This window comes from Sphingomonas sp. LH128 (assembly GCF_000293195.2).
In the GTDB taxonomy this organism is placed as follows: domain Bacteria; phylum Pseudomonadota; class Alphaproteobacteria; order Sphingomonadales; family Sphingomonadaceae; genus Novosphingobium; species Novosphingobium resinovorum_A.
Window position 1 is genome coordinate 1 of record NZ_ALVC01000406.1, and the last position, 18,184, is coordinate 18,184.

Here is an 18,184-nt window from a genome sequence, read left to right on the forward strand (position 1 = left end):
GAACCCGTTCTGGCGCAGGGCGAGCGCGCACTGCGCTCCCCCATGTCCCGCTCCCACGATGACGACGTCTGATTTTTCCATGGGCTCAGTCCTGGAGGAAGGCGATCATGCCTGAGGCCAGTTCGGCGGGAGCCTCCAGCGGTGCAAGGTGTGCAGCCTCGATCGACAAATGCGCAGCGCCGGGGATGCGGGCAAGCAAATATTCGCCATGCCCTTCGAACGGCGTCGAGGTATCGCGCGTGCCGGTTACCACCAGAGTGGGCGCGGCGATGCCGGAGATACGCTCGGCTAGATACATGTCGCGGATCGCCGCCCCGCAGCCCGCGTAGCCTTGCGCGTCCATGCCAAGCAATTGACGACGCACGGCTTCGTAGATCGCGGGTTCGGCCGTGTCCGACAGAAAACGCCCCATCGCAAGATCGGCGATGGCGGCCATCCCCTCACCGCGCACTTTCGCGATACGATCGTTCCACGAAGCGCTGTCCATCGTGGCGGACGTGCAGATGGGGATGAGCTTTTCAATCCGCTCGGGCGCGGCGACGGCCAGTTCCATCGCGATTATCCCTCCCAGCGAGACGCCCGCGACACTGAAGCGCGCAAAACCTGCCGCGTCCGCGCCTGCGCGCACATCGGCGGCCAGCATCGCCATCGAAAAGTCACCCGGTTCGGCAATTGACGCACCATGGCCGCGCGCGTCGATCCGCAGCAGCGCGAAGTGTTCGCGCAGAAGTGGCAGCACCGCGTCCCACAAATCCATATCGGTGCCGATGGAGTTGAGCAGCACCAGCGCAGGTGCGTCGTCGCGGCCGTCGCGCTTCCAGTAGAGGCTGGCGCCTGCAGCTTGAGTGAAAGGCATAGATCAGTCCTCAGGTGCGATGGTGACACGCAGGCCGTCGAGCGCCAGGGTCATGGCGATCAGGCAGGACAAGCGCGAGAAGTCGGTGCGATAAGCACCGATGGCGGTTTCGTCGCCCGAGCGGGTGACGGCGATCAGTCTGGGCACCTATCCATGTCCTATGAAGCTGGCGTCAGCCGATATCGCCACCAGCCACCGGCAGGACCGATCCGGTCACGTAGCTGGCCTCGTCCGAGGCGAGGAAGAGGATCGGCGCGATCTGTTCCTCCAGCGTGCCATAGCGTTTCATGAAGGCGGACGAGGTGACCTGCGCCACCGCCTCTGCCATCCAGGCCTGCTCCTGCGCGTTGTCCCCCTCGGCGTTGCGGGCGACCCGGCGCGCAGGCGCACTGGTGCCGCCGGGCGCGGTCGCGACGACGCGGATGCCGTCTTCTGCATACTCCATGGCGAGCGCCTGCGTCATGCCATTGATCCCGCCCTTGGCCGCCGAATAGGGCACCCGGCGAATGCCGCGCGTGGCGTTGGACGAGAGGTTGACGATCGTGCCAGCGCCCTGCCCCAGCATGACCGGCAGCGCCGCATGACAGCAATAGAGCGTCGGCATCAGCGAGCGGCGGATTTCCGCATCGATCTGCGCCGGCTCGAACTCGGCATAAGGACGCATGCGGATCGCGCCGCCGACGTTGTTGACGAGAATGTCGATGCGCCCGAACGCCGCGACGGCCGCTGCCATCGCCTCGGCCGCACCCTCGTACGTTTCGAGGTCGCACTGGACCGACACGGCCTTGCCGCCATCCGCGACGATGGCCTGCTCCACCTCGGCGACGAAATCGGCTCGGTCGACGAGGACGACGCTTGCGCCCTCCGCCGCCGCGCGTGTGGCAACACCTGCCCCGATACCCTGCGCGGCGCCGGTCACGACCATGACCTTGCCTGCGAACCGTCCTGCGAAGATCACTGCAGCCTCCTCAGACGTGGTAGACGTCGATGACCTGATGAATGTAGTCGTCCTTGAGAACGATCTTCTTCTTCAGGATCTTCGGGACGTCTCCAGCCGTATCCAGCGTCAGGAAGGTGGTTCCGAAGAACTGCTGCGTCTGCTGGTAGCGGTGGCTGAGCGTGTGCCAGTTGTAGCGCAGGTCGATCGCACCTTCGCGCGTCTCCAGCACCTCGACATTGGCGATGAAGTGCGAGGTGCGCGCTTCAGGCGTGCTGGCCGACGAACGCTCGGTGTTCAGGCGGTAGACCCGGTCCTCGAGCCCTTTGCGGTTGCCGTAGTAGATCAGCGAGATCTCGGTCTGCGGGTTCGTGGTCAGCGCATCGTCGTCGGTCCACGCGGGCATCCAGTATTCGGCATCCTGCGAATAGCATTCCAGCCATTCGTCGAACTCGCGGTCGTCGAGCAGGCGCGCCTCGCGGTAGAGGAACGCGCAGATCTCGGCATAGGACAGCGCGGCGGCAGTGTTTTCCAGAACGAGGGTCATTCCGCAGCCTCCAGCATCGGTTCGGCGTCCTTCGCCATGCCGTCGAGCATGATCTGCGCCCAGAACTCGTGCTGGCGCACGAAGAGGCCCTCGTCCTCGCTACGCTCGCTGGAGAGCAGCGGGTTCATGCCCATCGCCTTCGCATTGGCGTCGGGGCCATGGATCCAGCGCGTAGCGCCACGGCTGAGATCGTTCCACAGTTCGCCTGCGCCTTCGTAGGCGGACTGGCAGCTGCGGAATTCCTCGAGGTCGTCAGGCGTACCCATGCCGGTGACGTTGAAGAAGTCCTCATACTGGCGGATGCGGTGGGCACGATCCTCTGCGTTCTCCCCCTTGGGCGCGTAGCAGTAGATCGTGACCTCGGTGGTATGGACGTCGATCGGACGCACCACGCGGATCTGGGTGGAGAACTGGTCCATCAGGAACACGTTGGGATAGAGCGCTAGATTGCGCGTCTGTTCGAGAATGAACTTCGCCTTGTCCTCGCCGAGCCGTGCGTCCAGCGCCGCCTTGTGGCTCCAGATCGGGCGCACTTCGGGGTTCAGCACCTGCGTCCAGAGCAGGATATGGCCATGCTCGAAGCCGTAGACGCCGCTTGCCGGAGCCTTCGACCAGCCGTTGGCATCGACTGCCTTAGTCCCGCCTTCGGCACGCCGGCCCATGGTGGACTGGTAGTTTTCGTGAACGGAGCTGACGTGGTAACCGTCGCAGCCGTTCTCCATCTGCATCTTCCAGTTGCCGTCGAAGGTGTAGGTGGAATTGCCGGTCAGCAGTTCCAGCCCCTCGGGCGCCTGGTCGACCATCTGGTCGATGATGACTTTCGCTTCGCCCAGATGCTCTTCCAGCGGGAGCACATCGTGGTTGAGTGAGGCGAAGATGAAGCCGCGATAGCTTTCGACGCGGGCGCGCGTCAGGTCGTGCGACCCTTCATGGTTGAAGCTGTCCGGATAGGCGCCGGTGCTGGCGTCCTTGGCGCGCATCAGCGAACCGTCGGTCTTGAAGCTCCAGCCGTGGAAGGGGCACACGAACAGCGGCTGGTTCCCTCGCTTGCGGCGGCACAGCTTGGCGCCGCGATGGGCACAGGCGTTGACGACGCAGTTGAGGCCGCCGTCCTTGGCACGGGTCAGGATCACCGGGGTGCGCCCGATCCAGGTCGTGAAGTAATCGTTCTTCTTCTCGACCTGGCTTTCGTGGGCAACGTAGACCCAGTTGCTCTCGAAGATATACTTCATCTCGAGTTCGAACAGCGCCGGGTCGGTGAAGACGTCGCGGCGGCAGCGGAACAGGCCGGTCTCGGGGTCGTCGACCACGGCGGTCGCAACGCGGCTCATCAGGTGTTCGTGCATGATCCTGTCTCCCGTGTTCTGGTTGTCAGACGGTTTCGGCTTCCGGAGCAGGCGTCGCTTCGGCGCGGGTGCGCGAGGAGAAGCCCTCGTCACCGGCGTCGTGGGCGCGCTGCAGTTGGAAGTCGAACTGGATGTAGGCGCTGTCACCCTGGCGACTGGGCACTGGCAGCAACCCTGCGCGGGTGCCGAAGGCGAAGTCGTCGGCCGCGAAGGGATCGTCGCCGAAGTTGATCTGCGTCGTCAGCGTGCGGTAGCCCGGCGCCTCGATGAAGAAGTGGACATGGGCCGGACGGTTGCCGTGGCGGCCCAGCGCCTGCATCAGCTTGTCGGTCGCGCCCTCGGGCGGCACCGAATAGCCGCTCGGCTGGTTCGAATGGAACGCATAGCGCCCGTCGTCGGCCAGCTTGATGCGGCGGCGGTTGTTGAACGGGGTCTGTTCGCCGGTCGGGTCGAAGTGCGAATACCAGCCCTTCGAGTTCGCGTGCCAGACGTGAACGATGGCGTCCTTGACCGCTTCGCCATCGGGGCCGGTCACGGTGCCTGTCATGTGCAGCACGGTGGTGCCCTCGTCGGGATCGACACTGAGGTTGGCGTTGCCTTCCACGAGCGGCGCACCGGCGACGTAGAGCGGGCCTTCGATGGTGCGCGGCGTGCCGCCGGTGAGGCCGGCCTCGGCGTCCTTGGCGTCCATGTAGAGGTCGAGGAAGTGCTCGAGGCCGGTGCCGGGGACGATCAGGCCGATCTCACCTGCGCTGTCCGACAGGTACTTCATCGCCAGCCAGAACTCGCTCTCGGAGACGTCATGCCTGACGATGAGTTCCATCACGCTTTCAGTAAGGTCGCGCACGATCGCCTTGAGGCGCGGGCTGCCGCCGCTCTCGTTCACGCCGGCGGCGCGGTCGAGCAACTGCTGGATCTCGGGGGTCTTTACGAAGCTGGTGTCCATTTCATTCTCTCCCGTAATTCTAGGCCCGTTATTCCGGGCGGTGGCGATCAGCGATCGTCGTCATGGATGGAGGAAGGGTGGCGGCACAGCGGCGTCACCTTCATGGTCATGAAGGGGTACAGCGGCAGTGCCATGAGCGTGTCGTGCAGCGCGGTGTTGCTCTCGACGTCGAAGATCGAGACGTTCGAGTACAAGCCGACCTTGCGCCAGATGTGGCGCCAGGTTCCCGCGGCCTGGAGCTTCTGGAAGTAGGCCTTTTCCTCGGCCTTGATCCGCGCCGCCTCGGCGGGATCGAAGCCCAGGGGAATGTTGACGTCCATTTCGACCATGAAAAGCACGGGGGTCAGGCTCCTGCGTTGACGGCGTGAAGGGCGGGCGCGGTCCGGTCGCGCCGGAAGAAGGCGAGCTTGTCCTCGTCGAGGCTGACGCCGAGGCCCGGCGCAGTCGGGACCGCCAGCGAGAAGTCGGCATAGGCCAGCGGCTCGGAAAGGATTTCCTCGGTCTGGAGCAACGGACCGAACAGTTCGGTGCCCCAGGCGAGTTCAGGCAGGGTCGCGAAGACATGGGCCGACGCAATGGTGCCGATCCCGCCTTCGAGCATGGTGCCGCCATACAGGCCGATACCCGCGGCCGTACCGATCGCGGCGACTTCGGCGGTGGCGAAAAGGCCGCCCGATTGGGCGATCTTGAGCGCGAAGACGCCCGCGGCATGGCTCGCAGCGATACGCAGCGCGGAGCGGGGGCCATGAAGCGCCTCGTCCGCCATCAGCGGCACCGCCTGCGTGGTGGACAGCCGGGCCATGCCAGCGACGTCGTCCCCGGCGATCGGCTGCTCGACGAGATCGCAGCCGACATCGGCCAGCATCGCCATGCCCAGCTTGGCCTGCGCCTCGCTCCAGTTCTGGTTGACGTCCACCCGCACACTGGCCCGGTCGCCGAGCGCCTTGCAGATGGCGCCGACATGGGCCACGTCGTCGCGCACGTCGCGCTTGCCGATCTTGAGCTTGAAGATGCGGTGGCGGCGCGCCTCCAGCATGGCCTCGCCCTCGGCGATGTCACGCGCGGTGTCGCCGCTGGCGAGCGTCCAGGCCACTGGCAGGCTGCCGCGCACCCGGCCTCCGCCGATCAGTTCGGACACCGGAACCCCGAGCCGCTTGCCTGCCAAGTCGAGCAGCGCCGTCTCCACCGCGCACTTGGCGAAGTGATTGCCGCGCACGCACTTGGCGACTTTGGCCATAGTCGCGCCGACTTGCGCGATATCGCAGGTTTCCAGCACCGGGACGATGTAGGTGTCGATCGCGGACTTGATGCTCTCGGGGCTCTCTTCGCCATAGCTGAGGCCGCCGATCGTGGTGCCCTCGCCCAGTCCCTCGACGCCGTCGGCGTCGATCAGCCGAACGATCACCATCGACTGCGCATGCATGGTAGCCATGGCCAGCACGTGAGGCCGGATCGTCGGCACATCGACGATGAAGGTATCAGCGCGGCTTAACATAGCCATTGCAGCGACTCTCCCATATGCTTAGCTTTCATGGGACAGATATGCCTGCGCGATACTTCTATCAAAGATCAATGCGGTCAACACTACATACCTGTTGGGTATATTGCAGCCCGAGCGATGCTAGAGGGAGGGTTTAGATCTCGTGATGGACATGCGCCTCCTGCGTTACTTCGTGGCGGTTGCGGACGAAGGTAACTTCAACCGGGCGGCAGAACGGCTGCACATCGCCCAGCCACCATTGTCGCGCGCGATCCAGCAGCTGGAGGCTCACGTCGGCGCCCCGCTGCTCGACCGGTCGAGCCGGCCGCTGCGGCTGACCGCGGTGGGACGGCTGCTCCATGCCCAGGCGCTGCAGATGCTCGCCCGCATGGAAGACGTGGAGACCATGGTGAAGGCGGCGGCGACCAGTCGGCGCCGGCGCCTGGTCATCGGCTTCGTCGCCTCCACCATATACGCGCGCCTGCCCGAACTGATCCGCGAATTCCGCAAGGTCGCCGAGAACGTCGAACTGGTCATGGTGGAAGCGACGACGCTCGACCAGATCGCCGCCCTCAAGGACGGGCGTATCGACGTCGGCTTCGGTCGTATCCGGTTCGAGGATCCGGCAGTACGGCGCATCATCCTGCGCGACGAAAGACTCATCGCCGCCTTCCCGACGGATCACCCGCTCGCGAACGGCGAGGAGCCGATCTCCCTGCGCGAACTCGCCGACGAACCGCAAATTCTCTACCCGCGCGCACCGCGCCCCAGCTATGCCGACCAGGTGATCTCGCTCTTCCGCGACCATTCCATCGAACCGCGCGTGGTCCACGAGGCGCGCGAACTGCAGATCGCCATCGGCCTCGTCGCGGCGCAGGAAGGCATGGCGATCGTCCCGGAATCGGTCCGCCGCGCCCGCAGCCACGACGTCGCCTTCCGCGAACTCGTGGAGCCTGCGACCTCGCCGATCATCATGAGCCACCGCCCCGGCGACCGCTCACCCGAACTGGCGCTCATGGCCGCCGTCATCGCGCGCAAGTATGCGCAATGGGGCTACGAAGTGCCCACCGCGCTGATAGAGGACCTCTGATGGTGCCGCTCTGTGCTGCGCAGCATGCAACCAGGTCCGCGCACAAAGCATACTCCTGTACCGTCGGATTTTCCGACGCGGGATGCTAAACCGGCCGCGCCACCATGCAGCGAGTACCAGAGTCATGAGCGAAACGCGTGAACCCGAGAACCGCCCCCAAGGCATTAGCGACTACACGGGGCCGGCCGGCGGCTGGGGCGCTCTGCGCGCATTGGCGCGTACCGTTCGCGAGCAGATGAAGGCCAGCCCCGACACGCGCGCGCTCCTGCAAATGAACCAGCCCGACGGCTTCGACTGCCCCGGCTGCGCCTGGCCCGATCCCCGGCACACCTCCTCGTTCGAATTCTGCGAGAACGGCGCCAAGGCCGTCACTTGGGAAGCCACCGTCAAGCGCGTCGATCCCGACTTCTTCGCGCGCCACACCGCCACCGAACTGTGGTCCTGGAGCGATCACCAGTTGGAGGACGCGGGCCGCCTCACCGAACCGCTGCGCTACGATGCCGAGACCGACCACTATGTGCCCATCACATGGGACGAAGCCTTCGCCCGCGCGGGTGCATCGATGCAGGCCCTCGCCCACGCCGACCAGGCCGAGTTCTACTGCTCCGGCCGCGCCTCCAACGAGGCCGCGTTCCTCTACCAGCTCTTCGCGCGCGAGTTCGGGACCAACAACTTCCCCGACTGCTCGAACATGTGCCACGAGGCGACCAGCACCGGCCTGCCCAAGTCGATCGGCATCGGCAAGGGCACGGTGACGCTGGAGGATTTCGACCTCGCCGACGCGATCTTCTGCATCGGCCACAACCCCGGCACCAACCACCCGCGCATGCTCGGCACGCTGGCCGCCGCATCGAAGCGCGGCGTGCCCATCGTCGTCGCCAACCCGATGCGCGAGCGCGGACTCGAACGCTTCAAGTCGCCGCAGCATCCCACCGAAATGCTCTCGACCCATTCCACCCCGCTCGCCTCTGCCTACCATCAGGTCCGCATTGGCGGCGACATGGCGATGCTCAAGGGCATGATGAAACTGGTGGTTGAGGCCGACGCCCTAGACCACGCTTTCATCGCCGATCACACCGAAGGGCTGGACGCGCTCAGGGCCGATCTCGATGCCACCAGCTGGAACTGGATCGAGGTCGCCTCCGGCCTGACGCGCGATGCCATCGAAAGCATGGCGCAAGTTTACATGAAGGCGGAGCGGGTGATCGTCTGCTACGGCATGGGGATCACCCAGCACAAGCACGGCACCCAGAACGTGCAGGCGATCGCCAACCTGCTGCTACTGCGTGGGCAGTTCGGCAAGCCGGGCGCGGGCATCTGCCCCCTGCGCGGCCACAGCAACGTACAGGGCGACCGCACCGTCGGCATCACCGAACTGCCGACCGAGGACATGCTGCAGCGTCTCGACGACGCTTTCGGCATCGCCGCGCCCCGCCATCACGGCCACAATGCAGTCGAAGCCCTTGCCGCCATGCGCTCCGGACACTCGAAGGCGCTGATCTCGCTCGGCGGCAACCTCGCCGTCGCCATGCCCGATCCCGAGGCCTGCTTCGCCGCGGTGCGCGGGCTGGACCTTTCGGTCAATATCCTCACCAAGTTCAACCGCACTTGCCTGCTGACGGCGAAGGAGACTCTGGTGCTCCCCTGCCTCGGCCGCACCGAGTTGGACGTACAGCAGGCCGGGCCGCAGTGGGTGACGGTGGAGGACAGCATGTCGATGGTCCACGCCTCACGCGGGAAACTCAAGGCGCCCGGCCCCGACGTGCGCTCCGAGCCGGCGATCGTTGCCGGGCTGGCGCAGGCGGCGATGCCGCACACCCGCATCGACTGGGCCGCGCTCGTCGCCGACTACGACCGCATCCGCGACGGCATCGAGGCCGTTTATCCCGACTTTCGCGACTTCAACATTCGCGTGCGCGAGCCGGGTGGATTCCGCCTCACCATCGGCCCTGCGACCCGCACGTGGAAGACACCGACCGGCAAGGCGCAGTTCATCGCGCACCCCCACGCCGAGGAACAGGTCGAGCGCTCGCTGCTGCTCACCACGATCCGCAGCCATGACCAGTACAACACCACCATCTACAGCCTTGACGATCGCTATCGCGGCGTCACCGGCCGCCGCGACGTGATCTTCGCCAACGAAGTGGACCTTGCCATGCTGGGTCTGGCCGAGGGCGACAAGGTGGACGTCACCACCCCGGCCGGGCGCACATTGAAGGGCTTCACGCTGGTCCGCCATGCCATCGCGCGCGGCTCGCTGGCGGCTTACTATCCGGAGGCCAACTGCCTTGTGCCGCTGGACAACTATGACCCCGCGAGCGGCACCCCGGCCTACAAGTCGATCCCGGTCACCATCCGCGCTGCCGCCTGATCGCACGCATGAGAACGCCCCCGAGAGTGAGTGGTCTCTCCCGGGGGCGCAGGCCGCCGCGTCATCGGTGGGGGATGGAAGCGACGCGGCGGTGTTAGGCACGCCTTTCTGACGAAGGCTTATCTGCGGAACTTACTGGTCGCGGCTGGTGCTGGCACCGAGGCCGACCGAACCATTCGCACCGCTCTTCGAAGCCGAACCGCTGCCCGAGCCGTTCACGTTGGCGCTGCGCTTGCCCGCCTGCGCGTTGGCAGAACCATTACCCGAACCCGAGGCTGAGCTGTTCGCCGCGCTGGACGCCGCATCGCGGGCCTGGCTGCCGACCGCCTGCGCCTTCTCTGCCGCGGCCGAGCGGGCTGCCTGAGCCGTCCCGGTCGCGGTGCCCGCAACCTGCGAGGTCACGCCCGAAGTATCAGGCAGGCTGCCCGAACCGGCGAGATTGCCCGCACCCGAAGCCGAGCCGTTCGCGCCCGATCCCGTCAGTGAACCGGCGAGCGAGCCCGTGGCCGAACCCGTGCCGGTTGCCGAACCGCTACCCGCCGTCGAGCGGGCGGAGTCGACGAGGCCGCTGGCCTGCGAGCGGGCGCTATCGGCTGCACCGGTCACCGCCGAGGTATCCGGCGCCGAAACCGAGGGCTTGGTCACGGACTTCCTGGCGTGGCCGCTGGCATTGCCCGAGGCCCGCGACGAAACGCTGCGGCTGGCGCGCGAGGCGCTGATGTCGCCCGCACCGCCCATGGTCCCGTCGATCGAGCTGCCGACACCGCCGATGGTGCCGCCCAGCGAGCCGCCGAGGCCACCGCCGAGCGATCCGCCAAGGCCGCCACCGCCCAGCAGTTGGGCATTGGCCACGCCTGGCGCGGCGATCAGGGCAAGAGTTGCGATGGCGGTCGTAAGTGAGAGCTTGTTCATGGGATTTGCTCCTTCCTTGTTGTCGTTGGCCCCGTCCGGGGTGTCTGATGGAAGGAACGGATGGCCATTTCGCTTTCATCCATGGCCGATGAAATTATTTCAGATTTTTTCTAAAGGCCCGATCGGCAGATGTTGCACAACACGCCGCGTCCGGTTCGGCGCTGCCCCTTGATGGCTTCGGAATCCACGGCTTTCAGCGCCTCTGCGGCACTTCTGACGAGTGCCCGCCGCGCCGCGATACGCGACGCCACCAGCGGCGCAGCATAGGACGTTCCGCGCAGCGACTGACGGCCCTTGCCCGGCACCAGCGCCGACATGTCCGCTCCCGGCGCGGCATAATCGAGGTGCGAGGCACGCCCCGCCTCGATCAGCACGCGTCCCGATCCGTCCACGCCTGTCACCGCAATCACGCCGGGATAGGACGCCGGAAAGGCAGGCGGAGCAGCCGCGCCGTCATTGCCGACCGCCGCCACCACCGTCATCCCCTTGCTCTGCGCCGAAGCCACCGCCCGCGCCAGCAGCGGGTTGGACGGACCGACCAGACTGATCGACACCACCGGCACGCCCTGCACCCGCATCCACCCCAGCGCCCTTGCGATCGCCAGCGCATTGCCGCCCGCCGGGTCCGCGCCATAGACATCGGCGCCATAGATACGCGCAGTCCCCGCCCCCGTCAGAAGCGAGGCGATCGCGCTGGCATGGTCGCTTGTTTTCGGCGCTCCCGCCGCGAAGCCACGCTGCGAGGCAAGCCGCGTCGAACCACCGATGCCGCCGTCGATGACCCCGACAGTGCCGCCGCGTGGAAGCGCGCCGGATACCGCCTTGCCGTCCTGCGTGGGGGTGCCACCCGAAGGAAAATGCAACTGATCCGCGCTGATCTCCCGGCCAGGAAGGGTCTTTCGCAAGTCCTCCACCGATTTGGCCAGAGAGGCGCCTGACGGCACCTCGAGGCGCGCAAAGCGTACATCGAGCCCTTCCAGCGCACCTTGCTCGATCACATTGTACCCCTGCCGCCGGGCCGTATCGAGCGCCGCCTCGTCGGGGTCCAGCATCAGCACTTCGCCCCGCACGGCAGGCTGGTGCTGCTCGTCCCACTCGACCCGGTCGCCGTGATCGGCGACCAGCCGGGTGAGCCGCCGCACCCGCTCGTTCGCCAGCGCGCGCACGTCGCTCACGATCCGCCCGACGGGCTCTATCACCGGCCCGGCAATGTCGCCGAGCGTATCGCGCACCCGGCCCACGGTCCCGGGCAGGTCCATCGGCAGCCCACCACCGAGCTGCGCTTCGACCGGCACCGACGGCGCGGCGAGAAAGATGGCGGCAATCCCGGCCGAAAGAAGGGTGCGATTTCTCATCGATCCATCCGATAGCAAAAATTTCGTGGCATTCAGGGATGAAACGCGGCAGTCGGTCCGTTTCATCCTGCGGACAAGACATTTCGATGAACGCATCGACGAGCCAAGACCGTTTCTGCGAGGAACTCACCGCCCTGCTGCCGCGCCTGCGGCGCTTCGCGCGGGGCCTCGCCCGTGATGCGGCCGACGCCGACGACTTGTGCCAGCAGACGGTCGAGCGCGCGCTCAAGTCCCGCCAGTCGTGGCAGGACGGCACGCGGCTTGACGCTTGGGTTTACAGGATTATGCGCAACCAGTGGATCGATGAAGTACGGGCAAGGACGCGGCGCTCGCAGACCTTCACTCACGAGGAGGAAGGCGCCAACGTCGGCACACCCGGTGATCGCGATGCCGAGAACATGGTCGAACTGGGTAATGTCGGCCGCGCCCTCGCCCGTCTGCCCGACGACCAGCGCGAAGCGGTAGTGCTCGTGCTGGTCGAGGGCTTTGCCTACAAGGAAGCGGCCGAAATCATCGGCGTGCCGCAGGGCACGCTCACCTCGCGGCTCGGGCGTGGCCGCGAGGCATTGCTGCGCGAACTCGGAGAAATCGCATGACCGTGAGCGAGGAGGAATTCGCCGCCTACGCCGATGGCGAACTGTCCGGCGCCGACGGGCAGCGGGTGGCCGATGCGATTGCCGCCGACCCCACGCTTTCGTCGCGACTCCAGGAGCAGCAGCGCCTGCGTGCGCTACTGCGCGGCCACTTCGATCCCGTCGCTGAAGAGCCGGTGCCGGAAAGCCTGACCCTGATGATCGCAGCCGCTGCGGCAGAGGACGTCGAAGCGGAGATGATCGACGCCAAGTCGGACGAACCCGCCCGGATTCTCGATTTCACCGCCGCGCGCGCGCGCCGGGACAGGCAGACCCGCGCCGCCAGTTCGCGCCGCTTCACGCTGCCGCGCTGGTCCGGCATGGGAGCAGCGATCGCCGCCTCGCTCGTGCTGGGACTGTTCTTCGGAACGCGCATTGCAGATGACGGTGCCGGTGTGACTTCAAGCGGTGCGCTTGTGGCGACAGGCATGCTGGCCAGGGGCCTCGACGAAAAGCTCGCGTCCAGCGATGAAACCGGCAAGCTGCGGATTCTCACCAGCTTCCGGCGCAGTGACGGCGGTTATTGCCGCGTCTACGACGCCGGCGCCAGTTCGGGCATCGCCTGCAAGGACAGCGAAGGCTGGGTCCTGCGCCGGGCGATGACTAACGAGGCCACCACGCACGGCGAATACCGACAAGCCGGCTCGGCCGCGGGAGATCTCATGGCCGCGGCGCAAGCGATGGCCTCAGGCGATCCGCTTGACGCCGCGCAAGAACGGGCTGCGCGCGCAGCACGGTGGAGCAAATAGGGCTGCGCCAGACCGGCTGATCAGGTAGCCTGTGCCACCCGCAGCGGTGTTTCATCCATCGATGGCTCATCGGGCAATGGATCGAGCCTTAGCGACGATGGTGACGGCGGCATCCTGCGCCTGCTCAGCGCCTCACCTATGAAGCCCAGCGACCAGCCAGCATGCATCGTCATCGCGGCAATTCCGGAGCAGGCCGCACATCCCGATCGCGCGCGCATGCCGAGCAACGCCCCGCCGACGAGCGACACCGCCAACCAGCATGACATAGGTATTGCCAGCACCATCGCTCCGAACCCGAAAGGCGCCGCCGCAAATGCGCTCAGTGCAGTGGCGATTGCCGGCAGCACGCCGATCGGCAGCATCTGGCGCAACTTCAACGGTGCCGGATGTCGCTTGAGATTGCGCGCGCGACCCTTGCCGTAATTGCGATACTGCCTGAACAGGGCGCTCACGGAGGCACGAGGGTGGTAGACGATCGCAGCATCCGGCTCGAGCCAGATGCGGCCGCCAGCGGCGATAAGCCGGCGATCGAGTTCGGAATCCTCGTTAGCGGCAAAATCCTCGTCATATCCTCCCACCATCATGAACAGGACGAGGTCGAACAGGGCGTGGTGGCCATGTTCGACCCACTGCCCCCTTCCGACGTGGCGATGCACGGCGCCGCCTGTGCCCAGCACGGAGTTCTGCGCCGCAGCCGCCGCTTTCTGGAAGCATCCCGTCCCCCGTGTGGTCATCGGCACGACCACCGAGGTCGCCCGCATGCCCTGCGCCGAAAGCACGAGGCGTGGGACGAACTCTTCCGGGTATCGCGCATGTGCGTCGATCCGCACCAGCCAGCGACGTCCGGCGCCATAGCGGCGAGCCGCCAGGTTTACCGCCGCCCCCTGCATCCGTTTGGGATTTTCCAGCAGCACCAGATTATCGTGCCTGGAGGCGAGATTTCTGACGATCTCCCTGCTTCGATCGGTACTTCCGCCATCGGCCACCACGACCAGCGCACCGCCCACATTGCGCAGTAGCTTCGCCAGCAAGGCGGGCAGGTACGCTTCCTCGTTCAGGCAGGGTACGACGATGAGCATGTCGGCACCGTCGAAATCAGGCACGGACACGCCCTAAGATGGCCTCGGCTATGGCACGGCGCTCGGAAAGGGCCTGATGAAGCGCGCCATCCGGCAAGGCGGCAATGGCGAGCTGCATGCGCCATCGCTCATCGGCGGTCAGCCCCAGCAATCGATCGGGCAGTTCGCTGTCCGCATCGTCCAACAACAACCCGACATCACGGCGCGCCAGCCAGCGCCCGGTTTCGACGCTTTTCAAGGCGATGGGTATCGCGCCATGGGCCAGGCCTTCGTAGAGCCGGTTGGGCAACAACCATTCCGAATTCATCCCTTCCTCGAAATAGTCGATGGCCCAGACGAAATCGACACCGGTATAAAGGTCTGCCAGGTCTTCGGGGCGATAGGCTCCCAGGTATCGCATCCGTGGGATCTTCGACACTTCCGCTTCGAAATCGGGGAATTCGGCAGGACTGGCGATGCCGGCGATCACCACTTCCACGCGCCCTCTCGCCCGCTGTGCCAGTTGGGCAAGGTGCGTGAAGGTCCGGCGGCAGCGCAGCATTCCGAACCACCCGATGACAATGGGGGCGTCACTGGAGGATCTAGGCGAGGGAGGCACGCTGGACCGCGAGCGGGACACTTTGTTCTCCACCAGTATCACGCCTTCGGAGCGCCGTTGCCTTTTCGAAAAGTAGCGATCCGCGAACGCCGGTGAACTCACGATCACCAGGTCCGTGCGCGCCAGCAACCACCGCTCCAGCCACCTGAGCATACGGGATTTCCAGCCCCCGCCGAGCATCAGCCGATGGATGTCCAGGCACTCGTAGACCAGACGCTGCTCGCGCCGGCGCACACGCCACGCGAGCACGAGCATCTCAAGGTTTCGGGCGACGATCACCGAAGCTCCGTAGCAAAGCTCCCGAACCGCTGCCGGATCAAGAAGATGTCGCGCCACCGCCGCCGCACGCTGCATCAATCGCGCATCCATGGTGCGGCCCAGATCAACAGTGCGGCGCAGATCAAGCACCCGATGCGCGATGTCGGTGTCCATCACCGATGCGCGCCTGCGAAAGCCGCCAAGAGCCACCGCCAAACCCTCTCCCAAAAGCAGATCGACTCTCCGATGAACGGCGGTGTCGTCCATGTCATGCACGAGATACGCCACCGATGCCCTGACAGTTTGATCCAATTCCATCTGAAAACCCCGAAACTCCATCTCAAAATGGAGCGAAATTCTGTTTCCAGCGACGGGGCGTATCGGCATTATACCTAGGACGACCGCAACGCTTTACGGACGACATGCTTAGGCATTGCTGCATATGCCTCAATGTTTAGATGATCCTATTTGGAGCAACGCCTTGAGCAACAGGATTCATGGCGCCGCAGCGGATGAAATATCCGTCCGGGCAACCGCTCGACTATTTCCCGAGGCGTCTGAAATAGGCGCGCTTTTCTTCAGGCGCAGGTGGGCTTTCGCTTCGGCCTTCGTGATCACTCTGACGATCGCCGCAACCATACTGGCCTTGCTGCCCCGCACCTATACCGCCACAAGCACGCTTCTGCTGGAGCCGCGGCAGGCGGAACCGGTGAAGATCAACGACCGCGGCTTCGTGGCACCTGCGGATGACAACCTGATCGACACGGCGGTGCAAGTGGTCCGCTCGCCGGCATTGACACTGGACGTGGTGCGCCAACTGGGTCTCGCACGCACACGCGAGTTCGGCGGCAAGATCGATACCGCCGCATCCGCGGCAGAGCGCGAGCGCCGGACGGCCGAAATCCTTCTGGTGCAAAGTCATGTTCGGCGTGTTGGTGTGACATATCTCGTCGAGATTTCGGTCTCTTCCACCGACCCTGTGAACGCGGCAAGGATCGCCAACGCGCTGGCAGGGCGCTACATCCAACTCGACAGCACCAAGAAGCAACTGCGCAACAGCCAGTCCGCGCGCTACGTCGAAGGACAGGCAAGCACTCTGCAGCGCCAGGCGGTCGCCGATGATGCGGCGCTTCAGAACTACATGATCCGCAACAATCTCATGAGCGCGCAAGGCGCGACCATGGCCGAGCAGGAAGTCTCCGAACTCAATCGCCAGATCGCGGACTCGCAGGCGCAACTGGCCGAACAGCGCGGAAAGCTGAGCGCTGCTCAGACCCAGATCGCGCGCGGTGGAGGCGGGGCCGATACCGGCAGCGCGCTTGCGTCGGAAACGGTCAGGCAACTGCGGCAGCAGGAAGCGCAGGCCAGTGCCCGCCTGGCCCAACTGGATGCGCGTTATGGAGCGCTCCATCCCGACGTGGTCGAAGCTCGCGATGAACTTGCCGACGTACGCAGTCAACTCGGTGCCGAATTGACGCGCATCATCTCCGGCCTGCGCGGCGATGTGCAGATTGCGGAATCCCGGCTTGGTTCATTGCTCGCAAGTCGCGCACAGGCGAAAGGCTCGCTGGCCCAGAACAGTTCGGCACAAGTGGGCCGCCTGGAACTCGAGCGACGAGCCGAGGCAAGCAGGGCGATCTACAACGCCTACCTCACGCGTGAAAAAGAGACCGCGCAGGTCGGCGCGTTGCCCAACGCAGACGCGACGATCGCGTCTGTGGCACGTGTACCAGATACCCCTTCCTCACCCCGCTATCTTCTCGGTGCGCTTGCCGGGCTGGCAGCAGCAGCGATAGCTGCCTGCCTGACCATGGCGGTCGCGGAATATCTGGAAGATACGGTCGCGACCCGCGCCGACATCGAGACGGGCCTAGGCGCGGTCTATGCAGGAGCCATTCCGACCCTGTCCTCAGCAACTCGTGCAAAAGCGGAAAGCATCCTGCCTCAGGACTATGTGACAATGCGGCCGATGTCGCTGTTCACGGAAAGCCTTCGTAATCTTGCAACCTACCTTGGACTCACGATGTCGGACGGCACGGCCAAAGTCCTCACCATCACATCCGCTCTTCCCCGGGAGGGCAAGTCCACCACTTCGATGTGCCTGGCTCGAACCTTGGCCATCGGCAAGCAGCGTGTCGTGCTGGTGGACGCCGACGTACGCCATCACTCGACTTCCGACGCCCTGTTACCCGGCAGGAATGCCGAAGGGCTGTTCCGTGTTCTGGATGGTACGATCCGGATCGACGAAGCGCTGGTGCGCGAAGATCGTACCGGCTTGCATATCTTGCCAACCCTCGGCCAACGGAGCTCGGAAGACCAGATAACGGAAGATGCCATGGCGCGCCTGATCGCTGGCCTGAGGGAGGGTTTCGACATCATCATCATCGATTCTGCACCTGTTCTGGGCGTGGCCGAAACACGGATGGTATCCAGGCTATCGGACAAGACTCTGGTCATCGCACGCTGGCGCCGAACGCCGGAAAAAGCGGTGCGGACGACTCTTGACCTCCTCGCTCAAGGGGGCGGCAAGGTGGGAGGGGTTGCGCTCAGCCTGGTGAACATCAAGGAATTCGCCAGCGCGGGGCTCACCGACGCATTTGGCTACCACAAGAAATTCAAGGGCTACTATGTCGACTGAGGACACTGTAGCCCCCCAGCGCTTTGCTGCGCTGGACGCACTACGCGGCATCGCCGCGTTTTCGGTTTTGTTTTATCACTTACGTACTCTTGCGGCACTAGGGCGGCCGGCCGCAGCGGGATCGCTGTTCGCAAGCGGCTATCTGGCAGTGGATTTTTTCTTTGTACTAAGCGGCTTCGTGATTGCCCATGCTTATGGAACCCGGCTTCGAGAAGGCATGGGATTGCGCGAGTTCTTGGTGATGCGTTTTGTACGCCTGCAACCCGTCATGGCGATCGGGACGCTCATCGGACTCTCGCTCGCATTGAGCCGGAGCCTGTTCAGTCCCGATCAAGGCCCCGGTCTGTTCGCCATCGTTACCGGATTACCAGCCAACCTGCTGATGCTGCC

Annotated in this window: 18 protein-coding genes; 6 read left to right on the forward strand and 12 right to left on the reverse strand. The window is 65.2% G+C overall.

The features are described 5' to 3' along the window. Positions 1–85: 85 nt before the first annotated feature. The 8 genes from LH128_RS26725 to LH128_RS26755 are packed head-to-tail and all read right to left on the reverse strand — an operon-like array spanning position 86 to position 6,133. Positions 86–856, reverse strand: coding sequence for an alpha/beta fold hydrolase (locus LH128_RS26725; protein WP_008832818.1), 771 nt, complete (start codon positions 854–856; stop codon positions 86–88). A gap of 3 nt (positions 857–859) precedes the next feature. Then, complete coding sequence (locus tag LH128_RS33820; protein ID WP_172705185.1) at positions 860–1,003, reverse strand: hypothetical protein; 144 nt, start codon at positions 1,001–1,003, stop codon at positions 860–862. 25 nt (positions 1,004–1,028) lie between these two features. Further along, positions 1,029–1,814 carry a benzoate diol dehydrogenase BenD gene (gene benD / locus LH128_RS26730; protein ID WP_008832819.1) on the reverse strand — a complete coding sequence of 262 codons (786 nt, stop codon included), beginning with the start codon at positions 1,812–1,814 and terminating at the stop codon, positions 1,029–1,031. A gap of 10 nt (positions 1,815–1,824) precedes the next feature. Then, the gene (benB, locus tag LH128_RS26735; RefSeq protein ID WP_008832820.1) at positions 1,825–2,340 is read right to left on the reverse strand and encodes a benzoate 1,2-dioxygenase small subunit; all 516 of its coding nucleotides are present in this window, start codon (positions 2,338–2,340) and stop codon (positions 1,825–1,827) included. Then, a complete protein-coding gene (locus LH128_RS26740; RefSeq protein ID WP_008832821.1) occupies positions 2,337–3,686 on the reverse strand; it encodes a Rieske 2Fe-2S domain-containing protein in 1,350 nt (449 codons plus the stop codon). Before LH128_RS26740 ends, benB begins: the two co-directional genes overlap by 4 nt. 25 nt (positions 3,687–3,711) lie before the next feature. After that, a complete protein-coding gene (locus LH128_RS26745; RefSeq protein WP_008832822.1) occupies positions 3,712–4,632 on the reverse strand; it encodes a dioxygenase family protein in 921 nt (306 codons plus the stop codon). Between the two features lie 47 nt (positions 4,633–4,679). After that, entirely contained in the window at positions 4,680–4,970 is a 291-nt protein-coding gene (catC, locus tag LH128_RS26750; RefSeq protein WP_008832823.1) for a muconolactone Delta-isomerase, read from the reverse strand. A 5-nt stretch (positions 4,971–4,975) separates the two neighbouring features. Continuing rightward, positions 4,976–6,133 (reverse strand): muconate/chloromuconate family cycloisomerase, encoded by a 1,158-nt coding sequence (locus LH128_RS26755; RefSeq protein ID WP_008832824.1) that lies wholly within the window; start codon positions 6,131–6,133, stop codon positions 4,976–4,978. A 145-nt stretch (positions 6,134–6,278) separates the two neighbouring features. On the opposite strand from LH128_RS26755, the gene LH128_RS26760 reads away from it, so the two are divergent. Both LH128_RS26760 and LH128_RS26765 read left to right on the forward strand, forming a co-directional pair. Beyond that, positions 6,279–7,202: a LysR family transcriptional regulator gene (locus LH128_RS26760; protein WP_008832825.1), complete on the forward strand. Its 924-nt coding sequence runs from the start codon at positions 6,279–6,281 to the stop codon at positions 7,200–7,202. Between the two features lie 124 nt (positions 7,203–7,326). Next, positions 7,327–9,573: an FdhF/YdeP family oxidoreductase gene (locus LH128_RS26765; protein WP_008832826.1), complete on the forward strand. Its 2,247-nt coding sequence runs from the start codon at positions 7,327–7,329 to the stop codon at positions 9,571–9,573. A gap of 132 nt (positions 9,574–9,705) precedes the next feature. On the opposite strand, the gene LH128_RS26770 is transcribed toward LH128_RS26765, so the two are convergent. Together LH128_RS26770 and LH128_RS26775 are read right to left on the reverse strand one after the other, a co-directional pair. Then, positions 9,706–10,485: a hypothetical protein gene (locus tag LH128_RS26770; RefSeq protein ID WP_008832827.1), complete on the reverse strand. Its 780-nt coding sequence runs from the start codon at positions 10,483–10,485 to the stop codon at positions 9,706–9,708. Positions 10,486–10,595: 110 nt separating this feature from the next. After that, the gene (locus LH128_RS26775) at positions 10,596–11,840 is read right to left on the reverse strand and encodes a S8 family serine peptidase (RefSeq protein ID WP_008832828.1); all 1,245 of its coding nucleotides are present in this window, start codon (positions 11,838–11,840) and stop codon (positions 10,596–10,598) included. A gap of 86 nt (positions 11,841–11,926) precedes the next feature. On the opposite strand from LH128_RS26775, the gene LH128_RS26780 reads away from it, so the two are divergent. Together LH128_RS26780 and LH128_RS26785 are read left to right on the forward strand one after the other, a co-directional pair. After that, complete coding sequence (locus LH128_RS26780; protein ID WP_008832829.1) at positions 11,927–12,436, forward strand: RNA polymerase sigma factor; 510 nt, start codon at positions 11,927–11,929, stop codon at positions 12,434–12,436. Next, positions 12,433–13,221, forward strand: a complete 789-nt coding sequence (locus LH128_RS26785; RefSeq protein ID WP_008832830.1) for a hypothetical protein — start codon at positions 12,433–12,435, stop codon at positions 13,219–13,221. Before LH128_RS26780 ends, LH128_RS26785 begins: the two co-directional genes overlap by 4 nt. A gap of 20 nt (positions 13,222–13,241) precedes the next feature. Here the strand turns inward: LH128_RS26785 and LH128_RS26790 are convergent, their stop codons facing one another. Then, complete coding sequence (locus LH128_RS26790; RefSeq protein WP_008832831.1) at positions 13,242–14,324, reverse strand: glycosyltransferase family 2 protein; 1,083 nt, start codon at positions 14,322–14,324, stop codon at positions 13,242–13,244. Beyond that, a complete protein-coding gene (locus LH128_RS26795) occupies positions 14,317–15,423 on the reverse strand; it encodes a glycosyltransferase family 4 protein (protein WP_172705186.1) in 1,107 nt (368 codons plus the stop codon). Before LH128_RS26795 ends, LH128_RS26790 begins: the two co-directional genes overlap by 8 nt. A gap of 214 nt (positions 15,424–15,637) precedes the next feature. Between LH128_RS26795 and LH128_RS26800 the strand changes: the two genes are divergently transcribed. After that, a complete protein-coding gene (locus LH128_RS26800; RefSeq protein WP_172705187.1) occupies positions 15,638–17,794 on the forward strand; it encodes a GumC family protein in 2,157 nt (718 codons plus the stop codon). After that, positions 17,784–18,184: acyltransferase family protein (locus LH128_RS32825; protein WP_008832834.1), on the forward strand; the 401-nt coding region annotated here is incomplete at its 3' end. The genes LH128_RS26800 and LH128_RS32825, both read left to right, overlap by 11 nt.

Excerpts from the sequence above, each read along its gene's own strand:
- benB (WP_008832820.1), bottom strand. The coding sequence starts at position 2,340 with ATGACCCTCGTTCTGGAAAACACTGCCGCCGCGCTGTCCTATGCCGAG.
- LH128_RS26740 (WP_008832821.1), bottom strand. The coding sequence starts at position 3,686 with ATGCACGAACACCTGATGAGCCGCGTTGCGACCGCCGTGGTCGACGAC.
- LH128_RS26765 (WP_008832826.1), top strand. The coding sequence starts at position 7,327 with ATGAGCGAAACGCGTGAACCCGAGAACCGCCCCCAAGGCATTAGCGAC.
- LH128_RS26775 (WP_008832828.1), bottom strand. The coding sequence starts at position 11,840 with ATGAGAAATCGCACCCTTCTTTCGGCCGGGATTGCCGCCATCTTTCTC.
- LH128_RS26725 (WP_008832818.1), bottom strand. The coding sequence starts at position 856 with ATGCCTTTCACTCAAGCTGCAGGCGCCAGCCTCTACTGGAAGCGCGAC.
- LH128_RS26770 (WP_008832827.1), bottom strand. The coding sequence starts at position 10,485 with ATGAACAAGCTCTCACTTACGACCGCCATCGCAACTCTTGCCCTGATC.
- LH128_RS26745 (WP_008832822.1), bottom strand. The coding sequence starts at position 4,632 with ATGGACACCAGCTTCGTAAAGACCCCCGAGATCCAGCAGTTGCTCGAC.
- LH128_RS26755 (WP_008832824.1), bottom strand. The coding sequence starts at position 6,133 with ATGGCTATGTTAAGCCGCGCTGATACCTTCATCGTCGATGTGCCGACG.
- LH128_RS26760 (WP_008832825.1), top strand. The coding sequence starts at position 6,279 with ATGGACATGCGCCTCCTGCGTTACTTCGTGGCGGTTGCGGACGAAGGT.
- LH128_RS26785 (WP_008832830.1), top strand. The coding sequence starts at position 12,433 with ATGACCGTGAGCGAGGAGGAATTCGCCGCCTACGCCGATGGCGAACTG.
- LH128_RS26780 (WP_008832829.1), top strand. The coding sequence starts at position 11,927 with ATGAACGCATCGACGAGCCAAGACCGTTTCTGCGAGGAACTCACCGCC.
- LH128_RS26795 (WP_172705186.1), bottom strand. The coding sequence starts at position 15,423 with ATGGACGACACCGCCGTTCATCGGAGAGTCGATCTGCTTTTGGGAGAG.